24 protein-coding genes and 1 pseudogene are annotated in these 25061 nt (G+C 70.4%); 10 read left to right on the forward strand and 15 right to left on the reverse strand.

Annotation, left to right across the window (positions count from 1 at the left end; all coding sequences use genetic code 11):
- Positions 1 to 69: 69 nt before the first annotated feature.
- The gene (locus ACWDUM_RS01380; protein ID WP_450133304.1) at positions 70 to 1026 is read right to left on the reverse strand and encodes an HpcH/HpaI aldolase/citrate lyase family protein; all 957 of its coding nucleotides are present in this window, start codon (positions 1024 to 1026) and stop codon (positions 70 to 72) included.
- Between the two features lie 76 nt (positions 1027 to 1102).
- Between ACWDUM_RS01380 and ACWDUM_RS01385 the strand changes: the two genes are divergently transcribed.
- The 5 genes from ACWDUM_RS01385 (at position 1103) to ACWDUM_RS01405 (ending at position 6287) form a co-directional block, all read left to right on the forward strand.
- Positions 1103 to 2374, forward strand: coding sequence for a magnesium transporter MgtE N-terminal domain-containing protein (locus tag ACWDUM_RS01385; protein WP_450113028.1), 1272 nt, complete (start codon positions 1103 to 1105; stop codon positions 2372 to 2374).
- The gene (locus tag ACWDUM_RS01390) at positions 2367 to 2879 is read left to right on the forward strand and encodes a DUF1003 domain-containing protein (RefSeq protein ID WP_450132602.1); all 513 of its coding nucleotides are present in this window, start codon (positions 2367 to 2369) and stop codon (positions 2877 to 2879) included. Before ACWDUM_RS01385 ends, ACWDUM_RS01390 begins: the two co-directional genes overlap by 8 nt.
- Before the next feature lie 95 nt (positions 2880 to 2974).
- Entirely contained in the window at positions 2975 to 4042 is a 1068-nt protein-coding gene (locus ACWDUM_RS01395; protein ID WP_450132603.1) for a lytic transglycosylase domain-containing protein, read from the forward strand.
- Positions 4043 to 4236: 194 nt separating this feature from the next.
- Positions 4237 to 5094, forward strand: a complete 858-nt coding sequence (locus ACWDUM_RS01400) for a lytic transglycosylase domain-containing protein (RefSeq protein ID WP_450113025.1) — start codon at positions 4237 to 4239, stop codon at positions 5092 to 5094.
- Positions 5095 to 5150: 56 nt separating this feature from the next.
- On the forward strand, positions 5151 to 6287 hold the full coding sequence (locus ACWDUM_RS01405) for an Mrp/NBP35 family ATP-binding protein (RefSeq protein ID WP_450113024.1): 1137 nt from the start codon (positions 5151 to 5153) through the stop codon (positions 6285 to 6287).
- Here ACWDUM_RS01405 and ACWDUM_RS01410 read toward each other — a convergent pair.
- The 14 genes and pseudogenes from ACWDUM_RS01410 to sigE form a co-directional block, all read right to left on the reverse strand.
- On the reverse strand, positions 6278 to 7405 hold the full coding sequence (locus tag ACWDUM_RS01410) for a vWA domain-containing protein (protein WP_450132604.1): 1128 nt from the start codon (positions 7403 to 7405) through the stop codon (positions 6278 to 6280). The two genes, ACWDUM_RS01405 and ACWDUM_RS01410, sit on opposite strands and share 10 nt — an antisense overlap.
- Before the next feature lie 81 nt (positions 7406 to 7486).
- On the reverse strand, positions 7487 to 8149 hold the full coding sequence (locus tag ACWDUM_RS01415) for an SRPBCC family protein (RefSeq protein WP_450113022.1): 663 nt from the start codon (positions 8147 to 8149) through the stop codon (positions 7487 to 7489).
- A gap of 36 nt (positions 8150 to 8185) precedes the next feature.
- Complete coding sequence (locus ACWDUM_RS01420; RefSeq protein WP_450133305.1) at positions 8186 to 9187, reverse strand: AAA family ATPase; 1002 nt, start codon at positions 9185 to 9187, stop codon at positions 8186 to 8188.
- Between the two features lie 90 nt (positions 9188 to 9277).
- Positions 9278 to 9862 (reverse strand): annotated as a pseudogene (locus ACWDUM_RS01425) (nucleotidyltransferase family protein); the annotation flags it as partial.
- On the reverse strand, positions 9745 to 10620 hold the full coding sequence (locus ACWDUM_RS01430; RefSeq protein WP_450132605.1) for an XdhC family protein: 876 nt from the start codon (positions 10618 to 10620) through the stop codon (positions 9745 to 9747). The pseudogene ACWDUM_RS01425 and the gene ACWDUM_RS01430, both read right to left, overlap by 118 nt.
- A gap of 49 nt (positions 10621 to 10669) precedes the next feature.
- Positions 10670 to 13075: an aerobic carbon-monoxide dehydrogenase large subunit gene (locus tag ACWDUM_RS01435; protein ID WP_450132606.1), complete on the reverse strand. Its 2406-nt coding sequence runs from the start codon at positions 13073 to 13075 to the stop codon at positions 10670 to 10672.
- Complete coding sequence (locus tag ACWDUM_RS01440) at positions 13072 to 13650, reverse strand: (2Fe-2S)-binding protein (RefSeq protein ID WP_450113019.1); 579 nt, start codon at positions 13648 to 13650, stop codon at positions 13072 to 13074. The genes ACWDUM_RS01435 and ACWDUM_RS01440 overlap by 4 nt, the downstream gene beginning before the upstream one ends.
- A gap of 40 nt (positions 13651 to 13690) precedes the next feature.
- The gene (locus ACWDUM_RS01445) at positions 13691 to 14557 is read right to left on the reverse strand and encodes an FAD binding domain-containing protein (protein ID WP_450132607.1); all 867 of its coding nucleotides are present in this window, start codon (positions 14555 to 14557) and stop codon (positions 13691 to 13693) included.
- 74 nt (positions 14558 to 14631) lie between these two features.
- Complete coding sequence (locus ACWDUM_RS01450; protein ID WP_450132608.1) at positions 14632 to 15777, reverse strand: XdhC family protein; 1146 nt, start codon at positions 15775 to 15777, stop codon at positions 14632 to 14634.
- Positions 15778 to 15779: 2 nt separating this feature from the next.
- Complete coding sequence (locus tag ACWDUM_RS01455; protein ID WP_450132609.1) at positions 15780 to 16493, reverse strand: DsbA family oxidoreductase; 714 nt, start codon at positions 16491 to 16493, stop codon at positions 15780 to 15782.
- Positions 16494 to 16536: 43 nt separating this feature from the next.
- The gene (gene tatB, locus ACWDUM_RS01460; RefSeq protein ID WP_450113015.1) at positions 16537 to 16926 is read right to left on the reverse strand and encodes a Sec-independent protein translocase protein TatB; all 390 of its coding nucleotides are present in this window, start codon (positions 16924 to 16926) and stop codon (positions 16537 to 16539) included.
- 93 nt (positions 16927 to 17019) lie between these two features.
- Complete coding sequence (locus tag ACWDUM_RS01465) at positions 17020 to 18486, reverse strand: S1C family serine protease (RefSeq protein WP_450133306.1); 1467 nt, start codon at positions 18484 to 18486, stop codon at positions 17020 to 17022.
- A 64-nt stretch (positions 18487 to 18550) separates the two neighbouring features.
- The gene (locus ACWDUM_RS01470; protein ID WP_450113047.1) at positions 18551 to 18913 is read right to left on the reverse strand and encodes an RNA polymerase subunit sigma-70; all 363 of its coding nucleotides are present in this window, start codon (positions 18911 to 18913) and stop codon (positions 18551 to 18553) included.
- A 17-nt stretch (positions 18914 to 18930) separates the two neighbouring features.
- Entirely contained in the window at positions 18931 to 19572 is a 642-nt protein-coding gene (sigE, locus tag ACWDUM_RS01475) for an RNA polymerase sigma factor SigE (protein ID WP_450132610.1), read from the reverse strand.
- 325 nt (positions 19573 to 19897) lie between these two features.
- Here sigE and ACWDUM_RS01480 point away from each other — a divergent pair, with 325 nt between their 5' ends.
- From ACWDUM_RS01480 to ACWDUM_RS01500, 5 genes are all read left to right on the forward strand, one after another.
- Positions 19898 to 20509, forward strand: coding sequence for an O-methyltransferase (locus tag ACWDUM_RS01480; RefSeq protein ID WP_450113046.1), 612 nt, complete (start codon positions 19898 to 19900; stop codon positions 20507 to 20509).
- Positions 20510 to 20666: 157 nt separating this feature from the next.
- On the forward strand, positions 20667 to 21371 hold the full coding sequence (locus tag ACWDUM_RS01485; protein WP_450113013.1) for a TetR family transcriptional regulator: 705 nt from the start codon (positions 20667 to 20669) through the stop codon (positions 21369 to 21371).
- Positions 21368 to 22285, forward strand: coding sequence for an ATP-binding cassette domain-containing protein (locus tag ACWDUM_RS01490; protein WP_450113012.1), 918 nt, complete (start codon positions 21368 to 21370; stop codon positions 22283 to 22285). The genes ACWDUM_RS01485 and ACWDUM_RS01490 overlap by 4 nt, the downstream gene beginning before the upstream one ends.
- Positions 22282 to 23925: an ABC transporter permease gene (locus ACWDUM_RS01495; RefSeq protein WP_450132611.1), complete on the forward strand. Its 1644-nt coding sequence runs from the start codon at positions 22282 to 22284 to the stop codon at positions 23923 to 23925. Before ACWDUM_RS01490 ends, ACWDUM_RS01495 begins: the two co-directional genes overlap by 4 nt.
- Before the next feature lie 143 nt (positions 23926 to 24068).
- Positions 24069 to 25052 carry a rod shape-determining protein gene (locus tag ACWDUM_RS01500; RefSeq protein ID WP_450113010.1) on the forward strand — a complete coding sequence of 328 codons (984 nt, stop codon included), beginning with the start codon at positions 24069 to 24071 and terminating at the stop codon, positions 25050 to 25052.
- Positions 25053 to 25061 lie beyond the last annotated feature (9 nt).

Here is a 25061-nt window from a genome sequence, read left to right on the forward strand (position 1 = left end):
ACTCCTGTTTTCCTCCGGGCTGTGATGGGCCGTGCGGGCCTCGCCCGACGGGCGCGCCCGATGTCCAGTTTACGGAGTTTCGGGCTCGAACCGCGTTGTGCGCGACATCCCCGCGGCGCGTCCCTTCGCCGCGATCACCTGAGCCATCTTCGCGCTCGCCTCGTCGATCATCTCGTCCCCGAGCATCGCCGCGCCGCGTCCGCCGCCGGCCGCCGAGGTGTGGTGGTCGTACGCCTCGAGGATCATCTCGGCCTGGTCGTAGTCGGCCTGACGTGGGCTGAACACCTCGTTCGCCGCGTCGATCTGCGTCGGGTGCAGCACCCACTTGCCGTCGAACCCGAGCGCCGCGGTCCGTGCCGCCGCGCGCCGGAACGCGTCGACATCCCGGATCTGCAGGTACGGTCCGTCGATCGCCTCGAGACCGTGTGCGCGAGCCGCCATCAGGATCGTCATCAGAATGTGGTGATAGGCGTCACCGGTGTCGTAGCCCTCCGGCTGCTCGCCGACCACCAGGGTGCGCATGTTGATGCTCGCCATGAAGTCGGCGGGACCGAACACCAGCGTCTGCATCCGCGGGCTGGCGGTGGCGATGGAGTTGATGTTGGTCAGGCCGATCGCGTTCTCGATCTGCGCCTCGATGCCGATCCTCCCGACCTCGAGCCCATTGGCCTTCTCGACCTGGGTCAGCAGCAGGTCCAGTGCCTGAACGTGACTGGCATCGGTCACCTTCGGCAGCAGGATCGCGTCCAGGTGTGCACCGGCGGCGGAGACCACGTCCACCACGTCGGCGTACGTCCACTCGGTGGTCCAGTCGTTGATCCGCACCACCTTGATCTGCGAACCCCAGCCGTCGGACGCGAGTGCGTCCGCGATCTCGGTGCGCGCCTTCGCTTTTGCGATCGGGGCGACGGCGTCCTCGAGGTCGAGGAAGACCTCGTCCGCGGGCAGCCCCTTCGCCTTCTCGATCATCTTTCGGTTGCTGCCGGGAACTGCGAGCACCGAGCGCCGCGGTCGCGCCTGCACCATCGTGGACCTCCCACCGAGAACCGTGGAGGTGTCCGCGATCCGACGTCCGGACACCGAGCCAATTAGCCTTGCCATCATGGCAGCAGTGAGCAAGGTCTTCGCAGCCAGGCTCGCGGGTCTGGTGGTCCTCGGCCCCGACGGCGAATCCATCGGCCGGGTCCGCGACGTCGTCATCACCATCCGGATCGGACGACAGCGACCGCGGGTGCTGGGACTGGTCGTGGAGTTGGTGACCCGGCGACGGATCTTCGTTCCCATGCTGCGGGTGACGGCGATCGAGCCGGGGTCGGTCACGCTCACCGGCAGCGTCAGCCTGCGCAAGTTCACCCAGAAGCCGGGCGAGGTGCTGGCCCTCGCCCAGGTCGTCGACACCCGGGTCCGGGTCGACGACCCCGAACTGGAGGAGCTCGCCGGCCTGGAGGTGCTCGTCGTCGACCTCGGCATCGAGCTGACCCGCACCCGGGACTGGGTGGTCTCCCGGGTGGCGGTCCGCAAACCGCGCACCGGGCTGGCCCGCCGCTCGCCGATCCACATCGTGGAGTGGCAGCACGTGCAGGGACTGACGCATTCGCAGCTCGCCCTCCCCGGCCAGGGGGTCACCCAGCTGCTGGCCCAGTTCGACGGGATGCGGCCCGCCGACGTCGCGAACGCGATGCGCGAGCTGCCCGACAAACGCCGCCACGAGGTCGCGGTCGCGCTCGACGACGAGCGGCTCGCCGACGTGCTGCAGGAACTGCCGACGGACGACCAGACCGACCTGCTCACCCACCTGGAGGTGGAGCGGGCCGCGGACGTGCTCGAGGCGATGGACCCCGACGACGCGGCCGACCTGCTCGGCGAGCTGCCGGAGACCGAGGCGGAATCCCTGCTGCAGCTGATGGACCCGGAGGACTCCGAGCCGGTGCGTCGCCTGCTCGAGCACTCCCCCGACACCGCGGGCGGCCTGATGACCCCGGAGCCGGTGATCCTCACTCCCTCGACCACCGTCGCCGAGGCGCTGGCGCGGGCCCGCAATCCCGACCTGACTCCGGCGCTGGCGAGCATGGCATTCGTCGTGCGGCCACCGATCTCCACGCCGACCGGACGCTATCTCGGATGCGTCCACCTGCAGCGACTGCTGAGGGAGCCGCCGGCGTCGCTGGTCGGCGGACTGCTCGACACCGACATGATCCAGCTCTCGCCGGAGGATCCGCTGGCGATGGTGACCCGGTACTTCGCCCGGTACAACCTGGTGTGCGGACCGGTCGTGGACGACGAGGGGCACCTGCTCGGCGCGGTCGCCGTCGACGACGTGCTCGACCACCTGCTGCCGGAGGACTGGCGGGAAGAGGAAACGGCCGATGAGTGACAAGCGCCAGCCCGCCGCGCAGAGTGCCCGTGCCCGTCTGGAAACGCCGGGCCGCCGGTGGCGCGGATTCCAGATCGACGTCGAGGCCGTCGGCCGGGTCAGCGAGTCGATCGCCCGGTTCCTCGGCACCGGCAAGTACCTGCTGATCCAGACGGTGATCGTCATCGTGTGGATCGTCCTGAACGTCGCGGCCGTCGGACTGCAGTGGGATCCGTATCCCTTCATCCTGCTGAACCTGGCGTTCTCCACGCAGGCCGCGTACGCCGCCCCGCTGATCCTGCTGGCGCAGAACCGGCAGGAGAACCGGGACCGGGTCTCGCTCGAAGAGGACCGGGCGCGCGCCGAACAGACCAAGGCGGACACCGAGTTCCTGGCCCGGGAACTGGCCTCGCTGCGCCTGGCGATCGGCGAGGTCGCCACCCGTGACTACCTCCGCCGGGAACTCGAGGAGATCAAGACACTGCTCGCCGAGCGTGAGGGCGAGGAATCGCGCCCGCACCGGTAGCGCACAACGGAACGGCCACGCGCGGCGTGGCCGTTCTGTAATCTCGGTCACATTCCGGGCGGGGGCCGGGAGGACACGGGACGAGAGGGCAGTGAATGCGCGTGAGGGGGCTGGCGGGCATCGCCACGGCCGCACTGGTCGGAGGGGTGACCGTCGGGATGTCGATCGGGGGCGGCACGACGCCGACCCCCGCCGCAGTCGCCGTGCCGATGGCGGCGGCCACCGACGAGCCGCCGAGCGGCACGGTCGGGGTGCTCGCTCCCGCACCGCGCCTGACCCGCGCCCCGCACGCGTACACACCGCCCCCGCCGGTCGCATTCGACCTGCCGCCCGCAGTCGCCGAGCGCCTGTCGTCGCCGTTCGCCGAGTCTCTGAACCCGATCCCGGTCACGATCGGTGCGCTCGGCATCCCGGAACTGGTGCTCGGCGCCTACCGCTCGGCGGAGGCCACGCTCGCGGCCGACACGCCGGACTGCGGGGTCACCTGGCACCTGCTGGCCGGCATCGGCCGGATCGAGTCGGGCCACGCCGGCGGCGGACGCACCGACGCCGCGGGCACCACCGTCACCCCGATCCTCGGCCCGCGCCTCGACGGGTCGCTGGCCGGAAACAACGTCATCACCGACACCGACCGCGGTGCGCTGGACGGCGATTCCGCCCACGACCGCGCGGTGGGTCCGATGCAGTTCATCCCGGGCACCTGGGTCCGGTACGCCGCCGACGGCAACGACGACGGCAGGGCCGACCCGAACAACGTGTTCGACGCGTCGCTCGCCGCGGCCCGCTACCTGTGTTCCGGCGGCCTGAACCTGCGTGAGCGCGACCAGGAGACGAGAGCGGTCCTGCGCTACAACAATTCGATGGCGTACGCCTCGAATGTGCTCGCGTGGTCCGCGGCCTACGCCGCGGGCGGGACACCCGCCCCCGGCGAGATCCCCGAGATGCCCGTCGAGCCCGGCCGTCCGGCCGAGCCGACGCCGGCCGCGCCGACACCCGCCGCCCCGGAGCGGGAAACCAACCTCCTGCGCGACGCCGCCGCGCCCGGACCGGCTCCGGCCGCCCCGCTGATCCCCGGTCTGCCCGCGCTGCCGACGCTGCCCCCGCTGCCGTGCCTGGCGTTCTGCCCGCCCGGCCCGGCGCCGGCACCCGGCGCGGCGCAGTAACCCTTTCGTCACTCGACCCGCCCAGGTCGAGATATTTTCGAGATCTCCTGAAAACCTGCCTTCAGCTGGCCCTTCGCTCCAGGTCGAGCGTCCAGATTGTCACAGCAAGATAACGGACATGTCTCGAATCAGGTAGCGTCGGCTGCGGTTCACAGCACTTACAAGCCCCACCCTGGGGCCGCAGGAGGTACCAGGTGGGTCGCCACAGCAAGCCGTCCAGCTCGAAGGTGAAACGCAACTCGGTCATCGCCCTGTCCGGTCTCGTCCCGACCGGACTGGCCACCGCGGCGACGGCCACCGGAGCCCCCCTCACCATCCCCTTCCTGACGGCCGCCGAGGCGTCGCCCATCACCGAGTCCCCCGATGCACCGGCCGCGCCCGCAGCCACCGAGACGCCGGCCCAGGTCACCCCGGAACCCGCAGCCGCGGCTCCCGCCATCGCCGCCGCACCGGCCACCGAACCGGCTCCCGCTCCCGCGCCCGCACCGCTGCCCGACGGCCCGCTCGGCATCCCCGCCATCAACTTCGCCGCCTACCAGTCGGCCGAGAAGATCATGGCCGAACGCGACCCGGGCTGCGGCATCAACTGGATGCAGGTCGCCGGTGTCGGCCGCGTCGAGTCCAGCCACGCCAACGGCGGCAAGGCCGACGACAGGGGCAACCTGCTCGAGCCGATCATCGGCCTGCCCCTCAACGGCAGCCTGCCCGGCCAGGCCACGATCATGGACACCGACGGCGGCGCGCTCGACGGTGACACCGTCTACGACCGCGCGGTCGGCCCCACCCAGTTCATCCCCACCACCTGGGCCCGGTACGGCATCGACGGCAACGGCGACGGCGTCGCCGACCCGCAGAATCTCTACGACGCGGCCGCGTCCACCGCGAACTACCTGTGCGACGGCGGCACCGACATGCGCGACATCGCCTCGGCCACCAAGGCGATCCTCCGGTACAACAACTCGATGGCCTACGTCGCGAACGTGACCGCGTGGTCCCTCGCGTACTCGACCGGTATCAACCCGAGCGCCGCCGACCTGCCGCGTATCCACTGAGCCCGCAGCGCGGGGCGGCGGCAAGGGGATCGGGAGACACGCCCTAACATGGGGGTATGTCAGCAGTGACCGAGTCCGACGTTCGCAGCGCCCTGGCCAAGGTGATCGACCCGGAGATCCGCAAGCCCATCACGGACCTGGGCATGGTCAAGAGTGTCACCCTCGCCGACGACGGCAACGTCGACATCGAGATCTACCTGACCACCGCGGGCTGCCCGATGCGCACCGAGATCACCGAGCGGGTCACCAAGGCCGTCGCCGACGTCGCGGGCATCGGCGCCATTCGCGTCGAACTCGACGTGATGAGCGACGAGCAGCGCACCGAACTGCGCAAGTCCCTGCGCGGCGACTCCGCCGAGCCGGTCATCCCGTTCGCCCAGCCCGGCTCCCTGACCCGCGTGTACGCCGTCGCGTCCGGCAAGGGTGGAGTCGGCAAGTCCTCGGTCACCGTGAACCTCGCCGCGGCGATGGCCGCGAAGGGCCTGTCGGTCGGCGTGCTCGACGCCGACATCTACGGTCACTCCATCCCCCGTATGCTCGGCACCGACGCCAAGCCGACTCAGGTCGAGCGGATGATCATGCCGCCGCAGGCGCACGACGTGAAGATGATCTCGATCGCCCAGTTCACCCAGGGGAACACTCCCGTCGTGTGGCGCGGACCAATGCTGCACCGCGCGCTGCAGCAGTTCCTCGCCGACGTGTTCTGGGGTGACCTGGACGTGCTGCTGCTGGACCTGCCGCCCGGCACCGGCGACGTGGCCATCTCCGTCGCCCAGCTCATCCCCGGCGCGGAGATCCTCGTCGTGACCACCCCGCAGCAGGCCGCCGCCGAGGTCGCCGAGCGGGCCGGGTCGATCGCGCTGCAGACCCGCCAGCGGATCGTCGGTGTGGTGGAGAACATGTCGTGGATGGAGCTTCCCGACGGCACCCGCATGGACGTGTTCGGTTCCGGCGGCGGTCAGATGGTCGCCGACCGGCTCACCCGCGCCGTCGGCGCGAAAGTTCCCCTGCTCGGTCAGATCCCGCTCGAGCAGGCGGTCCGCGAGGGCGGCGACGCCGGTGTCCCGATCGTGCTCGGCGCCCCGGACTCCCCGGCCGGCACCGCACTGCGGGAGATCGCCGACAAGCTCTCCGTCCGTGCCCGCGGGCTCGCCGGCATGTCCCTCGGCATCGACACCACGCGTCACCTGTAGGCGCTCCGCACCTGTGCGCCTTTCCGGTGTCTCCGACCACCAGAAGTGCGCACAGGTGGCGCAGCCGCCACGAAGCGGTCGACATAGGGCAGCGCGGCGGCCATCGACCCGACCAGGGGCCGGAAGCCCGGCGCATCTGCCCGCGGATTGATCCAGATCACCCGGTACGCCCGGCGGTGCAGTCGCGCCATCGACACGGCCAGGTCCTCCGGCGGGTCACTGTCCCAGCCGTCGGACACGATCACCACGACCGCGCCGCGCAGCGTGAGGCCGTGGCGGGACGCGAGCAGTGTGCGCAGACTGCCCGCGATCCGGGTACCACCGAGACGGTCGACAACCCTCTCGTTGGCGTGTGCCAGCGCGGCGGTGGCGGATCGGTGAGCCAGCACTGCGGTGAGCCGGGTAGGCCCGGAGGAGAACGCGTACACCTCCGGACGCGCCCGCGTTCCGCTCCGCAGCGCCGTCGCACGCATCAGGTGCAGGCACTGGTCGACGAACGGCAGCATGGACCGGCTGACATCGCAGAGCAGCACCACCCGACGTGGCCGGGTCGCCGGTCGTGTGCGCACGATGCGCATCGCCTCCCAGCCGGTTCTCCTGGACCGGGCGATGGTCTCCCGCAACGCAATCCGCCGACCGCTGGGGTGCGGCCGGTAACGCCGCGTGCGGCGCGGTGGCCATTCCTCGGTGAGCCCGTCCAGCCATGCCCGGAGTTCACGCAGGCGATCGGCGTCGAACGCGGCGAACGGCCGTGCCCCTGCGGCGACTCCAGCACTGGCCAGCGGGTCCGGGATCCCGCGGGCAGGTTCACTCCGCACCGGTCGCAGGGTGGCCACGGCGGCGGCGCCACCGCTACCGGGACGGACCGGCGCGGGCGGGTGACTCGTCGCAGTTGTGGTGGTGCCCTGCGGGTTCGGGACCTGGTGCGCTCTCCGCGCGTTCGGATCCAGCTCCGCTACCGATCGACCGAACACCTCCGAGAACACCTCGTCGAACGCGGCGAGATCGGACTGCCTGTGCACCAGGGTCAGCCGTGCAGCCCAGTACAGGCGGTCCGACGAACTCGGCGGCAGCACGGCCAGCGCCCGCGCGAACTCCCCCGCGGCAGGTGGAGACACCTCGACACCTGCGTCCCTGAGCCGCACCCCGAGTGCGACCGCGAATGCCGCGACATCGACGCCCCGCCCCGGCACGACCGCTCACCGCCCGCGCAACCACCGCATCAGCAGCACGACCACGGCTCCCGACACGAACGCGACGGCCGCGGGAAGGAGCCGGCGCAGGATGGTCGGTCCGGCCAGGCTCATCAGGTCGATCGGTTCCGGCTCCGGCATCGGCTGGGGTCGCGGTTTCGATTGCGGCACCGGCGAGTCCGATGTCTCTGCATCGCCGTTCACCACGGTCAGCATGGGAGCGGTGGTCTTGGCCAGCTTGGCCGCCAGCGCGTCGGCGAACTGCCCCATCAGCTTCTCCGACACCTGTCCGATGACCCCGCTGCCGAACTGTGCGAGCTTGCCGACTATCCGCATGTCGGTGACCACGGCTGCGGTCGTTCCGTCGGAGGTTTCGTCGAGCGCCACCGTGATGGTCGCCGATGCGTTGCTGCCGCCACGCGCGTCGCGTCCACTCGCCTCGATGACCGCCCGATGCGCTCGGTCGTTCTTCTCCCGGAACGCCGCCCGCCCTGCGAACTCGCCGGTGACGGGGCCGACCTTCACCTTGACGGTGCCGAGGTAGGCGTCGCCGTCGCGTCCGGTGAGCTGTGCGCCCGGCAGCAGCACGGCCACGGACTCGAGGTCGGTGAGCTCCGCCCAGGCGGTGTCGATCGGTGCGTCGACCGTGAACTCGTGCGAGAACTTCATCGTTTCCAGCCCTTCCCTTCCTCAATCTCCCTGTACTCATCCACCCTGTCCCCCGCGTTCGTCGCCGTCGACGAGCGCAAGCACCGCGGCGCGGTCGTCCGGCGTCTTGGCCAGCGCGCCGATGCTCGCGACGATGTCGGCCCGGGCGAGATCGGAGCCGGCGAGGTCGGCGGCCCCGAGGGCGGCGAGGGCCGCCACCCAGTCGATCGCCTCCGCGACGCCGGGCGGCTTGTCGAGGTCGAGCCGGCGAACCTCGCCGACGAATCCGACAACGGACCCGACCAGCGCGGTGTTCGCTGCGGGCACCTTCCGCCGCAGGATCGCCACCGCCCGCTCCGGCCGCGGGTACTCGATCCAGTGGTACAGGCAGCGTCGACGCAACGCGTCGTGCAGGTCGCGGCTGCGGTTCGACGTGAGCACCACCCGTGGTGGGGTCCGTGCGGCGAAGGTGCCCAACTCGGGCACCGTCACCGCCGACTCGCCGAGGAACTCCAGCAGCAGAGCCTCGAATTCGTCGTCGGCGCGGTCGATCTCGTCGACCAGCAGCACCGGCGCCGGACCGGATCGGTGCCGGACGCAGCGCAGGATCGGCCGCTCGAGCAGGAACTCCTCGGTGAACAGATCGTCCGCCGACAGTGGTGCTGTCGCATGTTGCGCCGACAGCGGAGCTGTCCTGTCCGGCTCGGCCGGCGGAGCTGTCCTGTCCGGCTCGGCCGGCGGTGCCGCCCTGTCCTGGGCCAGCCGGATCGCGAGCATCTGCCGCTGGTAGTTCCAGTCGTACAGGGCTTCCGCCACCCCGAGCCCCTCGTAGCACTGCAGCCGGATCAGCTCGGCTCCCAATGCCTCGGCGAGCGTCTTCGCCGCGGTGGTCTTCCCGACGCCCGGTTCACCTTCGAGCAGCAGCGGCCGGCCGAGCTCGGTTGCGAGGTATATCGCTGCCGCGGTGCCCTCGTCGAGCAGGTGATCGCGGGCGTCGAATCGTGCAACCACGTCGGCGATGTCACGAAAGCCGCCACCAGGTTCGTCCCGGCGCTGCAGTTCCCGATAGTCGTCCCAGGTGTCGACGTCGCGGGGGACGTCCGCGTCGACCGGCAGCTCGACGACGGGGATCCGGCCCGACTCGAGCAGCCGCCAGACCGCCTTGTCACCGTGCATGGCGTGCAGGTCGGGAAACACCTCCCGCCCGAAGAAGATCGGGTGCCCACGGCCGTCGCGGTACCGGCACACCGCGGCGCCCGTGGCGGGTCCCCGACGGATCAGCTCCCGCACCACGGCCGGGTCGATACCCGGCTGGTCGCCGAGGAGCAGGACGACGCCGGCGGAATCCCGGTCGACCGCGTCGAGTGCGCGGGTGATCGACGACGCGCAGCCGGAGCCGAAGTCGGGGTTGTGCACCACCACCGTGCCGTCGAGGTCGACCATGGCTTCCACTTCGGCGGCGGCGCCTCCGAGGGCCACCACCACCTGGTCGAACCGGCAGTCCCGCACGACCGTCAGCACCTCACCGAGGAGGGTTCCACCCCGGTAGGCGAGGAGTTGCTTGGGTCGGCCCAGGCGCGACGACGAGCCCGCGGCGAGGACGATGCCGGTGACCTTCACCGCGCGCGCTCCCGCAGGTATCGGTCGCGGCACCCGGGACCGCAGAACCACACCGTGCCGCTGTCGGCCTCGACGTGCGGCGCCTCGGCGCGCATCGTCACCGTCATCCCGCACACCGGGTCGACGGCCGTCTCGGGCACCGGGACGGGCGCCGCGCGGCCGAGTCCCGCCAGCCGCATCTCCCTGACGATCTCGGCGAGGATCGACAGTGCGATCTCGGCCGGTCCGCGGGCGCCGATCGGCATTCCGGCCGGGGTGTGCACCCGGGCGCGGGTGTCCGGGTCGAGTTCGAGTTCCCCGAGCACGGCCGCACCGCGTGTCGCGCTGGCGACCAGTCCGATGTACCCGACGCCGGCGTCCAGGGCGGCCCGGATCTCGGCGGCCTCGTCGCCGCCGAGCGTGGCGATCACGACCGCGGTCATCCCGTCCGGTGGGCCGCCCAAGTCGGCCCGGACCACGTCGAGGCCCAGCAGCTTCGCCAGCGCTGCCACGGCATCGACGGTCGGGTTCTCCCCCACCAGGAACAATTGCGGGGCGGGGAGTTTCGGTTCAAGGAAGATCTCCAGTGCTCCCCCCGACAGGCACGGGTTGACCACCACCCGGGCTCCGGGTCCCTCCGGAAACGTCGGCGCCCCCTCGGGCAGCACCCGCAGCAGCACCGCCTTTCCGTCCCGCAGCGCGTCGAGAGCTGTCGTGCGCACCGAGTTCCGCGTGCACTGCCCGCCGACGAATCCCTCGATGGTGCCGTCCGCGAGCACGACGGCGTGGTCACCGGGGCGGGCCGAGGTCGGGGACTGCGCGCGCACCACCGTCGCGTGCACGAACGGTTGCCGGCACGCAGTCAGTTCCGCGATGCGCTCGTCTGTCCCCATCCACACCCGCTTTCGTCGGATCAGGTGGCCGCTCGGATCACGTGGACCGTCAGATCGGTGGCGCTGCCCTGCCCTGCATCGCCTCCCACACCCGCGACGGGGTCAGCGGCATGTCCGCGTGCCGAACCCCGAACGGCGCCAACGCGTCCACGACGGCGTTGACCACGGCCGGCGGTGAACCGACGGTCGCCGACTCGCCGATCCCCTTGGCTCCGATCGGATGGTGCGGGGACGGTGTGACCGTGTACCCGGTCTCGAAGTGCGGCACCTCCAGCGCGGTCGGGATCAGGTAGTCCATGAAGGATCCGCCGAGGCAGTTGCCGTCCTCGTCGAAGGACATGATCTCCATCAACGCCATTCCGATGCCGTCGGTGAGACCGCCGTGCACCTGCCCCTCGATGATCATCGGATTGATCCGTGTGCCGCAGTCGTCGACGGCGAGGAACCTGCGCACCTTGACCTCCGCGGTGCCGGGGTCGATGTCGACGACACAGAAGTAGGCGCCGTACGGGTAGGTGAGATTCTCCGGGTTGTAACAGATCTGGGCCTCGAGGCCGCCCTCGATCCCCTCCGGCAGATCGCCCGCACCGTACGAGCGCAGCGCAATGTCCTGGATCGTCACCGCCGCGGTCGGGTCGCCGACGACGTGGAAGCTGCCCTTGGTCCACTCCAGGTCCGCGACGGACACCTCCAACATGCCGGACGCGATGATCCGGGCCTTGTCCCGGACCTTGCGCGCGACGAGGGCCGCGGCCGCTCCGGACACCGGCGTCGATCGGCTGCCGTAGGTGCCCAGGCCGAAGGGGGTGTTGTCGGTGTCGCCGTGCAGCACCTCGATGTCGTCGGGCGCGATGCCGAGTTCCTCGGCGACGATCTGCGCGAACGTGGTCTCGTGGCCCTGCCCCTGCGTCTGCACGGACAGCCGCAGCACCGCCTTCCCGGTCGGATGCACCCGCAGCTCGCACCCGTCGGCCATGCCGAGGCCGAGAATGTCCATGTCCTTGCGCGGCCCCGCGCCGACGGCCTCGGTGAAGAACGACATCCCGATGCCCATGAGCTCGCCACGCTCGCGCCGCTCGGCCTGCTCGCGGCGCAGGTCGGCGTAGCCGATCATGTCCATCGCCTTGCGCATCGTGGTCTCGTAGTCGCCGGAGTCGTACACCCAGCCGGTCTTGGACGTGTACGGGAACTGCTCGGGCCGCAGCAGGTTTCGCAGCCGCAGCTCGGCGGGATCCATCTTCAGGTCGTACGCCAGGCAGTCCACCAGCCGCTCGACCAGGTACACCGCCTCGGTGATCCGGAACGAGCACGCGTACGCGACCCCACCCGGCGCCTTGTTCGTGTACACCGCGGTCATCGAGCAGTGGGCGGCCTCGAGGTCGTAGCTGCCGGTGAACACGCCGAAGAACCCGGCCGGGTACTTCACCGGTGCCGCGGTGCCGTTGAAGGCGCCGTGGTCGGCGATCACGCGCGTGCGGATCGCGAGGATCTTGCCGTCGCGGGTGGCGGCGATCTCCCCGTCCATGATGTAGTCCCGTGCGAACCCGGTGCTGGTCAGGTTCTCGTTGCGGTCCTCCATCCACTTGATCGGATGCCCGGTCACCAGGGACGCGACGATCGCGCACACGTACCCGGGGTAGATCGGCACCTTGTTGCCGAAGCCGCCGCCGATGTCCGGGGACACCACCCGGATCTTGTGCTCGGGCAGCCCGGCGACGAGCGCGTACAGGGTGCGGTGCGCGTGCGGGGCCTGCGAGGTGCACCAGAGCGTCAGCTTCCCCTCCACCGCGTCGTAGTCCGCGACCGCACCGCACGTCTCCATCGGCGCGGGATGCACACGCGGATAGACGATCTCCTGTCTGCTGACGACGTCCGCCCGGGCGAACACGGCCTCGGTGGCGTCGGCGTCGCCGGCCTCCCAGTCGAAGACGTGGTTGTCGGTCTTCCCCTCGAGGTCGGTGCGGATCACCGGTGCATCCGGGTCGAGCGCGTGCCGGGCGTCGATCACCGGGTCGAGAATGTCGTACTCGACATCGATCAACGCCAGTGCGTCCCGCGCCGAGTACCGGTCCTCGGCGACCACGCAGGCCACCTCCTGGCCCTGGAACCGCACCTTGTCGGTGGCCAGGACCGCCTGCACGTCGTTCGACAGGGTCGGCATCCACGCCAGGCCCTGCTCCGCCAGATCGGCTCCGGTGATTACCGCCTTCACCTTCGGATGCTGCTGCGCCGCAGTGGTGTCCACCTTGACCAGGCGCGCATGCGCGACCGGCGAACGCAGGATCGCCATGTGCAGCATGCCCGGCAGGACGATGTCGTCGACGTAGTGTCCGCGACCGCGGATGAACCGCGGATCCTCCTTGCGCAGCATGCGCCCATAGCCGACCGGCTTGGTGTCGTTGTCGACGTGGTCCGCATCGGGCTGGTCCGGGACCGGGCGGTCGACGGTGGTCATGATCCACTTCCTATGTGCTCACTGGTGCGCGGCTCCGCTGCGGGAGGCGGCGTCGAGTCCGGCTGCGCCGCAGTCGGACCGGTGTGCTGCTCGGGCTCGGGCGCCCGCTCGGCCCCCTCCTCGTGCGCGGCCGCCCACAGCACGGACCGCACGATGGTCGTGTATCCGGTGCAGCGGCAGATCTGCCCGGAGATCGCTTCCCGGATCGCCTGCTCGTCCGGGTGCGGGGTGCGGTCGAGCAGCGCCCGCGACGTCATCATCATGCCGGGGGTGCAGAACCCGCACTGCAGTCCGTGGCACTCCATGAACCCCTGCTGCACGGGGTCCAGGACTCCGTCACGTTCGAGGCCCTCGACGGTGCGCACGGCGTGCCCGTCGGCCATCACGGCGAGCATGGTGCACGACTTCACCGGGTCGCCGTCCACCAGTACCACGCACGTCCCGCAGTTGCTGGTGTCGCAGCCCCAGTGGGTGCCGGTCAGCCGCAACACGTCCCGAAGGAAATGCACGAGCAGCAGCCGGGGTTCGACATCCGCGGTGACCTCCTCACCGTTGACGGTCATCGTCACCTGCATGTCATCTCGTCCTTCCGTGCGTCGAGGGCCGACGTCGGTGTCAATGCACCCGTCCGGCGGCGGTCAGCAGGGTGCGCCGGGTCAGTTCCTTGGCCAGGTGCCGCTTGTACTCGGCGGTGCCGCGCTGGTCGCTGACCGGTTCGCAGTGCCGCGACGCGAGGTCTCCGGCGTACAGCGCGACCTCCTCGGTGCACGGTTTGCCGACCAGGAACTCGTACACCTCGTCGAATCCTTCCGGGTCCGCGTTCACCGCGGTCAGGCCGACGCGGGCCCGGACCACCACCGGACCGTCCAGCCACAGCGCCGACCCGGCCCCGACGATCGCCCAGTCTCCCACCCGCCGTTCGACTTTCGCGTACGCGTTGGATCCGTGGTCGCGGAACGGGATCCGGATCTCGGTGAGGATCTCGTTGGGTGCGGCGGCGGTCTCGTACGGTCCGACGAGGAACCCCGACATCGGCACGGTGCGCTCGCCGGCCGGGCCGCGCAGCACGCACGTCGCGTCGAGGACCAGACACACGGTGGTGAGGTCCTCGGCCGGGTCCGCCTGGCACAGCGAGCCGCCGATGGTGCCCCGGTTGCGGACCGCCGGATCGGCGATCACCCGCTCGGCGTCCCGGAAGATCGGCCACAGCGCCGCGAGCTCGGGGGACTCGAGCAGCTGCCGGTGCCGGACCATCGCACCGATCCGCGCGCCGCCCGGGTCGACGCTGATCCGGCCCAGCTCCTCGTGGAGCGGGTTGATGTCGATCAGCCACTCCGGGTCGGCCAGGCGCAGCTTCATCATCGGCAACAGGCTGTGACCGCCGGCCACCAGGCGGGCCCGGTCACCGTGCCGGTCGAGTAAACCGATCGCGTCCTCGACGCTCGACGCTCGCTCGTATTCGAAGGGCCCTGGCACCTGCATCGGATCCACCTCGCTCGACTGCCGTCCCCATTCAGCGTCTGCCCGTCCGCCGGAGGTGTCAACAGTCGGCCCGATCAGCGGCCCCGGCCGCCTCGGCGCAGGTCGTCGTGGTGGATCCGGCCGGTCACGTCGCTCAATCGCCGGCCGTCCCCACCCCAGCGCAGCTCGATGATCTCCGCGACGATGGAGACCGCGGTTTCCTCGGGAGTGCGGGCGCCGATGTCCAGGCCGATCGGGCTCGACAGCCGCGCGAGTTCGCCCTCGGTCACGCCCGCCTCCCGCAGTCGTGCGAGCCGGTCGTGGTGGGTGCGCTGCGAACCCATCGCCCCGACGTACCCCACTTCGGGCAGCCGCAGGGCGACCTCCAGCAGCGGCACGTCGAACTTCGGGTCATGGGTGAGCACGCAGATGACGGTGTTGTGGTCGATCTCGCCGACCTCGGCCAGCTTCCGCAGGTACCGGTGCGGCCAGTCGACGACGACCTCGTCCGCGGTCGGGAACCGGGCCGAGGTCGCGAACACCGGTCGCGCGTCGCACACCGTGACCCGGTAGCCGAGGATGGCGCCCTGCCGCGCCACGGCCGCGGCGAAGTCGATGGCCCCGAACACCAGCATCCGGGGACTCGGTGCGTGCGATGCCACGAACACGCGCATCCCCTCGCCGCGGCGCTGACCGTCCGGGCCGTAGCCGAGCACGCCGGTGCGCCCGGCGGCGAGCAGTCCGCGGGCATCGTCCGCGACGGCGGCATCGGCCCGCGCCGACCCGACGCTGCCCGAGAGAGCGTCCGGGCGCACGACCATCCGGTTGCCGAGCCGGGCCGGATCCGGGTGTTCGACGACGGTGGCGACGGCGACCGGACGGCGCGCGTCGATGTCCGCCGCCACCTCGGCGAGTTCCGGGAACGTCGCCACCGACACCGGCTCGACGTAGACGTCGATGATCCCGCCGCAGGTCAGCCCCACCGCGAACGCGTCGTCGTCGCTGACCCCGTAGCGTTCGAGCACCGGTGTCCCGCTCGCGACGACCTCTCGGGCCAACTCGTACACGGCGCCCTCCACACAGCCACCCGACACCGACCCCGTCACGGTGCCGTCGGGCGCGACGACCATCGCGGCGCCCGGCGGCCGCGGCGCGGACCGGAACGTCTGCACCACGGTGCCGACACCGGCGGTCCCGCCGTCGCGCCAGACCGCCAGCAGCTCGGAAAGCACGTCCTGCACGGTCAGTCCCGGGGCGTCGGCAGGTCGACGACGCGACCGCGGTCGATGCTCACCCAGTCCCGCGCACCGAGGTACGGACCGAGGCTCTCGAGGATCAGTTGTGAGTCGTCCGCGGTCTTCGGTCGCTGGATCTCGTAGACGTTCGGGAACTCGAGCAGGCCGGTGACGAACTCCCACAGCCGCACCGCGGCCACACCGGTGGGCGGCCGGACGAGCACCGGGCCGAACAGTGCCTGGCCGTCCGGGAAGAACAGGGTCGGCACCCCGAATCCCCCGGCGTCGACCACCCTCAGGTGATCGGCCCGCACGTCGTCGTGGGTGGTGGCATCCGCCAGCGATTCGTCGAGGACACCGGGATCGACGCCGATCTCGGCGAGCATCCGACGCGCGGTCCCTGGCTCGTGCGGCTTCTCCCCCTGGACGTGCAGGCCACGTCCGATCCGCTCGTACCAGGCGTCGAGCAGCGACATGTCCGTCCGGCGCAGGGTCGCCCCGATCCGCATCAGCGACCAGCCGTAGGACCAGTCCCGCTCCCACGGATGCTTCTTGCCCGGGGCGCGGTTGATCTCCTCGAGGCTGAAGAAGCGCCAGTCGACCGTCAGGCCGGTCAGGTCGCGGACCTCACGGATCCACACCGAGGTCTGGTACGCGAACGGGCACATCGGATCGAAGTGGAAGTCGACGGAGACTGGCCCCGCCTCGTCGCGGGTGGTCACTCTTCGGACGGTACGCCGCCGCGCCGGTCAGGGCAGCGCGCTGCTAGGTCGCGTCGAGGTCGATCGGCGGCTTCTCGCCGTCGGAGAGGGGGGCCGGCGCGGGCCGCGAAGTGCCGCCGGGCGCCGACGGCTTCTTGTCGTCGAAGTTCCCTGTGAAGATCGAGTCGTCGCCGTCGAGGAGGTGTTTGGTGATCGCCGCGCGCGGCGTCATCCCCCGAAGATCGTTCAGGTCGGACAGCGGTTTGCGCAGGTCCTCGAACTCGGGTCCCAGCTCGTCCTTGAGTTGCTGGGTGGCGCCACCGGCGTAGTCCTTGACCTGACGCAGGCTCTTGGCCACCCAGGAGACAGCACCGGGTAGGCGCTCGGGTCCCAGGATCACGAGCGCCGCGACGAGAAGGATCATGAACTCGCCCCAGCCGATGTTGCCAAACACCTGACCAGACTACGTGCCGGTGCCCACTCGTGGGACCGCCGGTGGCAAATTCACCGGAACGTCACAGACTGGCACCCGGGTGGCCGGCACCCGTCAATCCGACACCGGGGTGACCTGGACCTCGACCTCGCGGCCCGACCGGATCAGCTTCACCGGCACCGACTGCCCGGCCTCGGTGCCGTGCACGGCGACCACGAGTTCGTCGGCGTTGCCGACGTCGCGGTCGCCGACCCGGACGATGACGTCGCCCTCGACGATCCCCGCCTGCTCCGCGGGACTGCCGGCCTGCACGTTGGCGACCTGGGCCCCGGTGGTCTGCTCGTTGGTCACCGAACGCGCGTTGACGCCGATCTCGGCGTGGTGCATCGAGCCGCTCCGGATCAGCTCCTGGGCGACCCGGGTCACGTCGTCGACACCGATCGCGAAGCCGAGGCCGACCGACCCGCCGCTCTCGCTGCGGATCGCCGAGTTGATGCCGATGACGCGGCCCTCGGCGTCAACCAGGGGGCCGCCGGAGTTGCCGGGGTTGATCGCGGCGTCGGTCTGGACGGCGTCGATCACCGCATCGGTGTCGGTGCCCTCACCACCCAGCCGGACCGGACGATGCAGGGCGCTGACGATGCCACTGGTGACGGTCTTGCTCAGGCCGAGCGGTGAACCGACCGCGACGACGTCGTCACCGACCTGCACGTCGGCCGACTTCCCGAGCTGGGCGACGGTGAGGTTCCCGACGTCGACCTTGAGCACCGCCAGGTCGGTCTTGATGTCGCGGCCGACGATCCGGGCCGGCACCCGCGTGCCGTCGGAGAACACCACTCGCAGGGTGGCGTTGTCGGGGTCCGTCGCGGCCATCGAGATCACGTGGTTGTTGGTCACGATGTAGCCGGCCCCGTCGATGACGACGCCGGACCCGGTGCCGGACTGCTCTCCGAGCGCGACCTGGATCGACACCACGGACGGCAACACCGCCTCGGCGACCTTCGCGACCTGCCCGGCCTCGCGGTCCTCGCCCCCGGACTGCGTCAACTCGACCTTCTGGCTGGTCAGCGAACTCACGCTCTCCGCGGTCAGCCGACCGACCACCCCGCCGACGAGGCCGACCGCCAGGGCCACCGCGGCGAGCGCGGCCAACGCACGCGGCGCGACCCGGTCCCCGAACAGCACCTCCCTCACACCGAGCTTGTCGGCCGGGGGCAGTGCCGCGGGCAGTGGGGTGTCGACGGCCGCCGCGCCGAGCCGCACCGCGGAGTCCGGGTCGCGCCAGGGGTCGGCGGGCGCGTCCGCGTCGGGTGCGCGCTCGTCGAGGTCGTCGGGTCCGCGCTGAATGGTCTCGGTCTCGCCGTCGGGACGCCCGAACGCCTCGGCCAGCACCGGATCGGGCGGGCGCAACGTCAATTCGGGTTCGGTCGCGGTGCGAGTGGCGGCGAACGAGTCGGTGACGCCGTCGGGGCGCGCGAACGCGGCAGCCGACGCCGGATCGATGTCCGGCCTGTACAGGGGTCGCGGCGTCAGTCGCGGCGGGGACGCGTCACCCTCGTTGGCGTCAGTCACGGGACCCAGTATCACCGACGGCGCGGCACCGGGGTCCGACGCCACGTCGGCATCGGGGTCGGGCACCACGGTGTCAGCGGCGCCGGCGCCACGTCGTCAACGAGTAGGAGGTGGTCTTCGAGGAGAAGATCATGCGACGGCGCCCGCTCGAAGGACCGTCGTCCACCGCGGAATCGTCGACCGGCAGGCAGGTGGGGATCCGGCTGAGGGCACCGAGCAGCGAGCTCGGCATGCTGATCTCACCGGACTGTCGCAGCGCGATCCGCGCGTGCTGCTGGGCATCCACCGCGGCGGCGCACTCAAGGCACTGCGAGACGTGGTCCGCGGCCCGCAGGTACGCGTTCATCTGCAATTCGCCGTCCACGTACGCGGCAACCGCCTCGCTGGCCAGATGTTCCGTCGAACCGAACTGGCGAGGACCGCGGCCCTGCGTCATCCGCTCCTCCTGCACACTCACGCGACTGTCGTCTTCCCGGTTTCGAGGTCCCGCGCGGCCTGCGCCACAGACAGGTGATCCCGCAACGCCTGGCGTCCGCGGTGGATGCGGCTGCGCACGGTTCCGAGCTTGACGCCCAGTGTCGCACCGATCTCCTCGTAGGACAGACCTTCGACGTCACACAGTACGACCGCGGCACGGAACTCGGGCGCGAGGGAGTCCAACGCGGCCTGCAGATCGGGATCCAGCCTCGCGTCGTGGTAGACCTGCTCGGGGTTGGGGTTCTGCGACGGCACCCGCTCGTAGTCCTCGGGCAGAGCCTCCATCTTGATCCGGTTGCGGCGCCGAACCATGTCGAGGAACAGGTTGGTGGTGATGCGGTGCAGCCAACCCTCGAACGTGCCTGCCTGGTAGCTGGACAGGGAGCGGAACACCCGGATGAAGGTGTCCTGCGTGAGGTCCTCGGCGTCCTGCGCGTTGCCGGACAGCCGGTAGGCCAGCCGGTAGACGCGGTCGCCGTGCTCGCGGACGAGTTCGTCCCAGGACGGCATGGTGGACTGGTCTCCGCTGGCGTCGAACGCGGCGGTGCCACTGACTGCGGGGCCGCCGACGGCCGACTCGGCGACCTCGGTGTCGTGATCGGACGGGGCGTTGACCATCGAGATGATGGAAACCTCCTGCTCGGGACAGCTGGAAGCGGATGCGCGGGCGTCGCGCTGCGTACTGGAACAACTCCCGGGGTGTCCGGATTGTTCCCGACGGTCCGATTCCGGTGCGGTCGGCTGATCTCGTGACAGGTTCACCTTCACCGATCCGGGTGTGCACGACGTGTGAGCAACCTGAGTGGCGCCTGAGAATCCGTGCGCTGCGACGGGGGGAATGTCATGGTCACGACGGCGCCCACCGGGACCGGGACTGCGCGCCTCGACACGCCCGGGTCACGACAACGATAACCTCGTGGTCGTGTACACCAACGGCGACCAGATGCTGGCCCACACCGAGGACTCCGTCGTCGAGGACGACATCCTCGTTTCCGCACGTGAGCGGGCCGAGGATCTCGGCGCCGACCCGGTTCCGCCGTCGGTCGGCGCGCTGCTGAGCCTGTTCACGCAGATGCTCGGCGCCCGGACCGTCGTCGAGATCGGCACCGGCGCCGGTGTGAGCGGCCTGTGGCTGCTCGACGGAATGCGCCCGGACGGAGTACTCACCACCATCGATCCCGAGCCCGAGCACCAGCGGGCCGCGAAGGAGGCGTTCCGGTCCGCGGCGATCGCACCGGGGCGGACCCGCCTGATCAACGGCTGGGGCCTGGACGTGCTGCCGCGGCTCGCGGACAGCTCGTACGACCTGGTGTTCGTCGACACCGCGCCTGCCGACCATCCGCACTACGTCGAGCAGGGTGTGCGCCTGCTCCGTCCCGGTGGAGTGATCGTGTTCCACAACGCCCTGCTCGGCGGCCGGGTCGCCGACCCTGCCGCACGGGACACCACGACGCTCGCCGTGCGCGCGGCCGCCCGGGCCATCGCCGAGGACGACCGGCTGACGAAGGTGCTGCTTCCCGTCGGCGACGGACTGCTCTGCGCATCTCGCAGCTGACCGCGGTTTCGCCGGCCACGTCCGACACCGCGCGGACGCGGCACGGACGCGGCGCGCTCTTGACGACTCCGCGCTTTTGACGACTCCGCACTCTTGACGACTCCTTGACGCGCACAACCCTTGCCTCCGGGTTGAACACGCGTTTAGCGTATTGACCATGCGTTCAGCCATGGACGGATTCGCCACCATCGGCATCCCGGACCGGGATCTGACCACCCGGGCCAGGATCAGGGACGCGGCGATCGTCGTGTTCGGCGACCGGGGCTTCCGCACCGGCGTGCGGGAGGTCGCGGCGGCCGCCGGCGTGTCCCCCGGCCTGGTCAACCACCACTTCGGTTCCAAGAACGGGCTTCGCGAGGCGTGCGACGAGTACGTCCTCGCGGCCATCCGGGCTGCCAAGACCGAATCGCTGACCCGGCCGAGCGCGGCCGGTCTGCTGCAACAGCTCGCCGACGTCGAGGAGTACGCGCCCCTGGTCGCGTATCTCGTCCGCAGCTATCAGTCCGGCGGGGAGCTGGCACGGTCCATGTTCGATCACATCGTCGCCACCACCGAGCAGTATCTCGCCGACGGCGTGGCCGCAGGCACCCTCCGACCGAGCCGGGATCCGGCCGCTCGCGCCCGCTACCTGGCCATGCAGTCGCTGGGCAGCACCGTGCTCTTCCTGCAGATGCGGGAAGACCAGGACGGACCCGTCGACTGGGGTCGCGCCATTCGCGAGCTCACCGACGAGATCATGTTCCCCGCCCTCGAGCTCTACACCGAGGGCCTGTTCACCGACACCACCTTCCTGGACGCGATGGTCGACCAGCGCGCCGAGGACCCACCCGTCGACAACACACACCACCGGGAGAATCGATGACCGGAATCATCGAAGTCCGCGACCTGCACAAGCACTTCGGGCGCACCCACGCACTCGACGGCCTGAACCTCACGGTCGGTGAGGGCGAGGTCCACGGGTTCCTCGGCCCGAACGGCTCGGGAAAATCCACCACCATTCGCATCCTGCTCGGCATCCTGCAGGCGACATCCGGACACGCCCGGGTACTCGGCCGCGACCCGTGGACGGACTCGGTCGCGCTGCACCGTGACATCGCCTACGTCCCAGGGGATGTCACGCTGTGGCCGTCGCTGTCCGGCGGCGAGACCATCGACCTGCTCGCCCGGATGCGCGGCGGCATCGACGAGCAGAGGCGCGCCGAACTCGTCGACCGGTTCGACCTCGATCCGCGGAAGAAGGCCCGCACCTATTCGAAGGGCAACCGGCAGAAGGTGTCACTGGTGTCGGCACTGTCGTCGAACGCGCGGCTGCTGCTCCTCGACGAGCCGACCTCGGGCCTGGACCCGCTGATGGAACAGGTGTTCCGCGAGTGCGTGACCGAGGCGTCCGCCCGCGGTGTCACCGTTCTCCTGTCCAGCCACATCCTCTCCGAGGTCGAGGCGCTGTGCCAGAAAGTGACCATCATCCGGGCAGGCAGGACAGTCGAGAGCGGCACCCTGGCCGACATGCGACACCTCAGCCGGACCTCGATCAGTGCCGAGTTGCTGGGCGATCCGGGAGATCTGAGCCGCATCGCGGGTCTCGCGGACGTCACCGTCGAGGACCACACCCTGCACTGCCAGGTGGACAGCGAACACCTCGGCGAACTGATCCGCGTACTCGGCGACGCCGGCGTGCGCAGCCTGGTCAGCAAGCCGCCGACCCTCGAGGAGCTGTTCCTGCGCCACTACGAGATCGACGGACCCGAACCCACCGGGGAGAAGGTGAGGGCATGAGCACCGCAACCCTCACCGGAGGCCGCCGCGGAGCCGGGCCGCCCCGGACCGCGACGTCGAACTTCACGGGCACCCTCGGGCTGCTGCGGCTGTACCTGCGCCGCGACCGGATCGTGTTGCCGCTGTGGGTGCTGCTGCTGTCGATCCCGCTGTCCACGGTGTACGTGGGCTCCATCGCGAGCATCTACCCCGACAAGGCGCAGCGCGCCGCGTTCACGGCCTCGATCATGGGCAGCCCCGCGCAGCGGGCGATGTACGGCGAGATCTACAACGACAGCCTCGGGGCGGTCGGCATCTGGAAGGCAGGCATCTTCCACACCCTGATCGCGGTCGCGGTGATCCTCACCGTGATCCGGCACACCCGGATGGAGGAGGAGTCGGGTCGCGCCGAACTGCTCGACTCCACCGTGGTCGGCCGCTACGCGGGACTGACGGCCGCGTTGATCGTCGCCTTCGGCGCATCCATCGCAACCGGACTGATCGGCACCGCCGGACTGTTCGGCACCGATGTCCCGCGGTCCGGCTCGCTGGCGTTCGGCATCGCGCTCACCGCGTCGGGCATCGTCTTCGCGGCGGTCGCCGCGGTGGCAGCCCAGCTCAGTCCCAGTGCCCGCACCGCGCGTGGGATCGCATTCGGAGCACTCGGCGCCGCGTTCGCGCTGCGCGCCGTCGGCGACGCCGGCTCCGGCGTACTGTCGTGGCTCTCACCACTGGGCTGGTCGCTGCAGGTGCGCCCGTACGCGGGCGACCGCTGGTGGGTGCTGCTGCTGCACCTGACGGCCGCGATCGTGCTCACCGTGGCGGCGTACGCGTTGCTGCGCCGGCGGGATGTCGGCGCCGGCCTGATCGCCGAGCGAACCGGCCCACCGACCGCGGCACCCGCGCTCGCCGGGCCGTTCGGCCTGTCCTGGCGGCTCCAGCGCGGTTCGCTGGTCGCCTGGACCATCGGAATCTGCCTGTACGCGTTGCTGATCGGCAGTGTCGTGCACGGGATCGGAGACGAGATCGGCGACAACGAGACCGTGCGGGAAATCGTCAGCCGGATGGGCGGAACACAGGCGCTGGAGGACTCGTTCATCGCGATCGCCTTCACCATGCTCGCAGTCGGTGCCGCCGCGCTGGCAATCTCGTCGGCACTGCGCCTCCACAGCGAGGAGGAGGCCCAGCACGCCGAGACCGTCCTGGCCGGAGCCGTCGGTCGCACCCGTTGGGTGGCAAGTCATCTCCTGCTCGCGGTCGTCGGGCCTGCGGTCGCCATGGTGGCGGCGGGCCTGGTCGCCGGCCTGACCTACGGCGCTGCCGCCGGCGACGTCACCGGGAAACTGCCCGGCGTCATGGCCGCGGCGCTGATGCAGTTTCCGGCGATCTGGATGCTCGCCGGAGTGACCGTCGCACTGTTCGGACTGGCGCCTCGCTACGCCACGGTCGCCTGGGGAGTCCTGGTCGGCTTCGTGGCACTGTTCCTGCTCGGTTCGATCTCCGGGTTCCCGCAGTGGCTGCTGGACCTCGAACCGTTCGCACACGCACAGCGGGTTCCCGGCACCGCGTTCTCGTTCATCCCGCTCGGATGGATGTTGCTGATCGACGTCGCGCTGATCGCGGTGGGACTCGCAGCCTTCCGCCGTCGCGACCTGCGGTGAGGCCGGAGGCGGCCCTTGGTGAGCCCGAAGGCGCCCCTCGACGGGCCCGAAGGGCTGCGACCGCTCACCGCAAAGTCGACCGAATGCCGGTGGTACTGCGTACGATGTGATGCGTCTCACTCCACTCCCTTTCGGAGGCTGACGTGCGTGGACTAGGGATCGATCTCGGAACCGCAAACACTGTCGTCGGCACACCCGATGACGGCGTCGTCCTGAACGAGCCATCGTTCATGCTGGTGAAAGCGAAGGATCTAGATCACGCCCTCGCGATCGGTGCGGACGCACGGAACCTGCTGGGCCGCACGCCCGTCGGGGTCTCGTCGGTGCGCCCCGTACGCGACGGAGTGGTCGCGGACCTCGAATCGGCGCGAACGTTCGTCTCCGCCGTTCTCAACCAGGCCGCCCCGCACCGGCGGTACAGCCCGCGCGCGAAGGGAGTGATGGCGGTGCCCGCCGGCGCCACACCACTCGAGCGCCGCGCACTTCTCGAGGTCGGGCACGAGTCCGGTCTGCGCAAGGTCGGCCTGATACCGGAACCGGTCGCGGGCGCGCTCGGATGCGGGATCAACCCGATGGAACCACGCGCCCACCTCGTCGTCGACATAGGCGGCGGCACTTCGGAAATCACCGCGTTCTGCTTCGGTGGCATCCTCTCGAATCGCAGTTGCCGCCTCGCGGGCGATCACCTGACCGACGTGCTGCGGCAGTACCTGCGGACCGAGCACAAGATCATCGTCGGCGACCTCACCGCCGAACACGCCAAGATCGGCGTTCCCGACGAGGGCCAGGCGCTCGTCGTCGAGGGCATCGACCCCGTGACGGGGCACGCGCGCCTGGTCACCCTCGACAGCAAGGAGATCGAGGATGCGCTGCGGCCGGCGATCACCGAGATCGTGCAGACCCTGGCCACCTGCCTCGACGACCTTCCCGCCCAGGCGATCGGGGACGTGATGTCGGAGGGGCTCCTGGCCATCGGCGGCGGATCGATGCTGCGCGGTCTCCCGCAACTGCTCGAAGAGCATTTCGGCGTCGGTGTGAAGGTGGCAGAGAACCCGCTCACCTGCGTCGCCGAGGGCGCGACCGCCTGCCTCGACCACCCCGAGGTGGTCGCCGCCTACAGCGCCTGAGCCTCCATC

Source organism: Rhodococcus sp. NPDC003322 (genome assembly GCF_053589555.1).